Origin of the sequence: uncultured Paraglaciecola sp., assembly GCF_937123705.1 — a bacterium.
Lineage (GTDB): Bacteria > Pseudomonadota > Gammaproteobacteria > Enterobacterales > Alteromonadaceae > Paraglaciecola.
Genome location: NZ_CAKZKO010000108.1, coordinates 1 through 3,920, shown reverse-complemented (window position 1 = coordinate 3,920; position 3,920 = coordinate 1). Strand labels below are relative to the sequence as shown.

Below are 3,920 nucleotides of genomic sequence, written 5' to 3'. Positions count from 1 at the left end.
CCGTCTCAGTGGGGTCGCATTATAGGGAGCCGCGAATTTAACGCAAGCCTTTTTTAACTAAAAAAGTGATTTAAATTGGACCCAAAGCAAGTGCACACCCTAAACACAAGTTACCCACAAACACCTGTTGATAACTCTGTTTTTATGGTCGTTTATTCTAAACACTTGGCCATTCCTATGGTAAGTTGCGGTCACTTTTTTAACGCATGTCTTTAGGTAGTATTTATGGCAGATATAATAAATAGTATAAGTGGTCTCTTGTGGGGGCACGTTCTCGTATACTTATTAATAGCAGCGGGTTTATTTTTCACCTTTAAATTAGGTTTTATTCAATTTGTACAATTTCCACATATGTTCAAGGTTATGTTTGGATCTCGAAAATGTGGGAATAACGAAATCTCTTCTTTTCAAGCTTTTTGTACCTCATTAGCAGCTCGAGTCGGTACTGGGAATATGGCAGGTGTCGCTGTTGCATTGTATCTGGGTGGCCCGGGAGCTATTTTTTGGATGTGGTTAATTGCATTAATTGGTATGGCGACAAGCTTTGCCGAAAGTACACTTGCACAAGCCTATAAAACAAAAGATGCTGAAGGTAATTTTAGAGGTGGTCCAGCTTACTATATGCAAACCGGCCTAGGTAAGCGTTGGATGGGGGTTTTATTCTCATTGTGTTTAATTTTAGCTTTTGGTCTGGTATTTAATGCTGTGCAGTCAAACTCTATTGCTGCCGCTTTTGAAGTAGCATTTGATACCCCAAAATATATTGTAGGCATTTGTTTAGTTATTGGCTCTGGGATCATCATATTTGGAGGCCTTAAAACAATATCTCGATTTGCTGAAATGGTTGTGCCTTTTATGGCTTTGGCCTATTTATGTGTTGCGCTTTATGTTTGTGCTATTAACTTTGCTGCACTTCCTGATGTATTCATGTTAGTAATTAACAGTGCTTTTGGAATAGAGCAAGCCGGTGCTGGCGCTATAGGTTATGGTGTAATACAAGCGATGATCCAAGGAATTAAACGTGGTTTGTTCTCTAACGAAGCGGGTATGGGTAGCGCCGCTAATGCTGCAGCAACAGCAACACCTTACCCTCCTCACCCTGCTTCACAGGGTTATGTGCAAATGCTTGGGGTTTTTATTGACACAATTGTAATTTGTACTGCGACTGCATCACTTATCCTTCTATCTCAGCAATTAATTCCTGAATCAGGAGTATTGGGTATAGAATTGACTCAAGCAGCATTATCAGAACATGTTGGTAGTTGGGGCACTTATTTTATCGCTATTGCAATTTTATTCTTTGCCTTTACCTCTATTGTTGCTAATTACTCGTATGCAGAAACTAATCTTATGTTTTTAGAACATAACTCCCAAAAAGGGATGTTTATATTCCGCTTGATTGTTTTAGGAATGGTTATGTTTGGGGCCGTAGGTGAGCTCGGATTAATTTGGACATTAGCCGATATATCTATGGGCTTAATGGCTATTGTTAATGTAATCGCGTTATTTATGCTTTCTGGTGTCGTTGTATGGCTTTCAAAAGACTATAACGAACAACGTAAAAAAGGCCTAATCCCCTCGTTTGATAAAAGTAAACATCCAAAACTAGATAAAGAGGTAGACCCTCTAGCTTGGAAATAAAAAATAAAATAGCGAGCTCCGGCTCGCTTTTTTAGTTCTAAAATTTATTTACCCAACATTAAAAACTAAGATTAATTTTTACCACTACTTTATATTTACTACGTATAGGAACACAAAGAGGTATCTAAAAAAGGAAAGCCGATGGATGACATGACAAAAAAATACAGTATCGATACTACTGATTATCAAGTTGGACAAGATAATATTCAAAAATGGGGGTTTGATATACATAATCCTGTATTTGGAATAAGCGCTTTTTTAGTTGTTTTATTTGTATTGCTTAGCTTGGTTTTTGACCCTACTGTTACCCGCGATGCACTAACCTCCACTAAAGACGTTATCATAAATCAATTCGATAGTTACTTTATGTTACTTGCTAATGCCTTTGTAATCTTTTGTATTATCTTGGCATTCTCTCCCTTAGGTAAAATTCGTTTAGGCGGTGTAAAAGCTCGTCCAGAGCATGGTTACATATCGTGGCTTGCCATGTTATTTGCTGCAGGAATGGGCATTGGATTACTATTTTGGGGTGTTGCAGAGCCAACAGCTTATTATACAGGTTGGTATCATATGCCTATGGCGGTTGAACCCAATTCACCACAAGCACATTCATTAGCTTTAGGTGCAACTATGTACCACTGGGGTTTGCACGGATGGGCAATTTACGCAGTAGTTGGCTTAAGCTTGGCTTTTTTTGCATTTAATAAAGGCCTGCCTTTGTCTATACGTTCTGTTTTCTATCCCTTATTTGGTGATCGCGCATGGGGGTGGATGGGGCATATCATAGATATACTCGCGGTACTGTCGACTTTATTTGGTTTAGCAACATCACTGGGGCTTGGCGCGCAACAAGCGACCAGTGGTATAAATTACCTTTTAGGCACCGATTATGGCACTGCTTTTCAAATATCTGTTATTGGCTTAGTAACGTGTATTGCTATTTTCTCTGTTATTAGAGGTATTGAGGGCGGTGTAAAAGTACTAAGCAACGTTAATTTAATTTGTGCGTTTATTTTACTGTTAGTTGTTATCGTACTTACATTCTCTGATTCAATTCCTGCTGTTTGGTTTACCCTGGGAGCATACGTAGAACATTTTGTACCATTGAGTAATCCTTTTAATAGGCCCGATGAAGATTGGATGCATTCTTGGACTGTATTTTATTGGGCATGGTGGATATCTTGGTCACCGTTTGTTGGTATGTTTATAGCGCGTGTTTCTAAAGGGCGCACTGTACGAGAGTTCTTACTTGTTGTTATAGGGCTACCAACTCTGCTTAGCCTTGTGTGGATGGGTGTATTTGGCAATATGGCAATAACACAAGTTATAGACAAAGTCGGACCACTTGGACAAAATGGTTTGACTGATATTTCAGTTACTTTATTTCAGGTATATGAACAGCTACCGTTTTCTAGCTTTATTTCTATTATTTCTATTGCTTTAGTTTTAGTCTTTTTTATCACTTCATCTGATTCAGGATCACTGGTGTTAGACGGCATAACTGCTGGCGGTAAAATTGATGCACCAGTGCCACAGCGTATATTTTGGGCTACTGTCGAAGGTATGATAGCAGCAGTGTTACTTTGGGTTGGCGGCTCGCAAGCCTTACAAGCACTTCAATCGGGTGTAGTAACTACTGCACTCCCATTTTCAATCATACTTATTTTAATGTGTGTTGCGCTTATACAAGGCTTGCTAAGCGAATACCCTACTTATAAGGTTCAAAGCAAACTGCACTAACAATTCATCCGGTATAAGTGGCTCTTAAGAGTTGCTTATACAACTCATTTAAAACTTATTATAGCCACGTCACATTTTCCTCAATCTAGCTCTAGTTACTACTTTTTTATTTTAAAAGAGCAAACCTTACTCTCTTCGTGTTGAAAATATCTGATTGACTAAAAGATAGATAAAGGAGTAATTAAATTACTAATGTTCTGATTTGTTTATTTTGTTATGGACAAGTGCGTTACTCATACAGATTCACATAATTAAGTACTATTTCGGATTGGTATTAACTGAGCTGAGTGAAATAGAGTAATGACGATAAAAATTGGGCCTTGCAAAGGCTAAGTGACAAAATCTTTAAATAGTAAAGTTAAGGAGATATTAAAAATAGATTAGATGAATGAGATTTGAATATATATTAAAAAATTTGTGGTGTGAGTTTTTGTGATTTCGGATTTGGGATTTATATAGAGATGGTGCCCGAGGCCGGACTTGAACCGGCACGACTTGTTAGTCGAGGGATTTTAAATCCCTTGTGTCTACCAATTCCA

2 protein-coding genes are annotated in these 3,920 nt (G+C 38.1%); both read left to right on the top strand.

The window, feature by feature from the left end; all coding sequences use genetic code 11:
* Positions 1–225: 225 nt before the first annotated feature.
* Positions 226–1,641, top strand: a complete 1,416-nt coding sequence (locus tag Q0688_RS14070; RefSeq protein ID WP_299077870.1) for a sodium:alanine symporter family protein — start codon at positions 226–228, stop codon at positions 1,639–1,641.
* A 141-nt stretch (positions 1,642–1,782) separates the two neighbouring features.
* A complete protein-coding gene (locus Q0688_RS14065) occupies positions 1,783–3,381 on the top strand; it encodes a BCCT family transporter (protein ID WP_299077867.1) in 1,599 nt (532 codons plus the stop codon).
* Positions 3,382–3,920 lie beyond the last annotated feature (539 nt).

Excerpts from the sequence above, each read along its gene's own strand:
- Q0688_RS14070 (WP_299077870.1), top strand. The coding sequence starts at position 226 with ATGGCAGATATAATAAATAGTATAAGTGGTCTCTTGTGGGGGCACGTT.
- Q0688_RS14065 (WP_299077867.1), top strand. The coding sequence starts at position 1,783 with ATGGATGACATGACAAAAAAATACAGTATCGATACTACTGATTATCAA.